General features: G+C 30.8%; 1 protein-coding gene. It reads left to right on the top strand.

All coding sequences use genetic code 11. The annotated features are described in order from the left end of the window. Positions 1 to 652 (top strand): DUF1972 domain-containing protein (locus tag IM265_RS21895; protein ID WP_193056032.1); only part of this gene is annotated, 652 nt, incomplete at both ends.

The following is a 652-nucleotide window of genomic DNA, read 5'->3' as shown; positions in this document are numbered from 1 at the left end:
ATATATCTGATATTACTGTATATTGTAGTTCACATACTTACAAAAATAGAAAAATCACTAATTATAAAAATGCAAAGCTAACATATGTTCCCTTAAATGCAAATGGTATACAGAGTGTTGCTTATGATATGTATTCAATGATGTGTGCTGTACTGAAAAAAGCTGATGTAATTCTAGTTTTAGGTGTATCTGGATGTCTCTTTTTACCTGTTATCCGTAAAATTAGTAAAGCTAAAATCATTACGAATATAGATGGATTAGAATGGCGTCGAGATAAATGGAACTCTTTTGCTAAGTCCTTTTTAAAAAAATCAGAGGAGTTAGCTGTTAAGTATTCTGACGTTGTTATTTCAGATAATAAAGCTATCGCTGATTATGTCAAAACTGAATATGGTTGTGAGAGTAAAGTTATTGCTTATGGTGGTGATCATGCAGTTAATGCTGATATTGTTTCGGTGGATAAAGATTACGCATTTACAGTATGCAGAATTGAACCTGAAAATAATATATCGATGATATTAAAAGCATTTAGTTTGGTTCGGAAGAAGTTAATAATAGTTGGGAATTGGAATAATAGCAAATATGGTATGGATTTGCGCGAGGAATATAAGAAATACAGCAATATACAGATGCTAGATCACATATACGATAA

This window comes from Enterobacter cloacae complex sp. P17RS, assembly GCF_014895885.1.
Taxonomy (GTDB): domain Bacteria; phylum Pseudomonadota; class Gammaproteobacteria; order Enterobacterales; family Enterobacteriaceae; genus Enterobacter; species Enterobacter bugandensis.
This window is presented reverse-complemented; position numbering and strand designations above follow the sequence as displayed.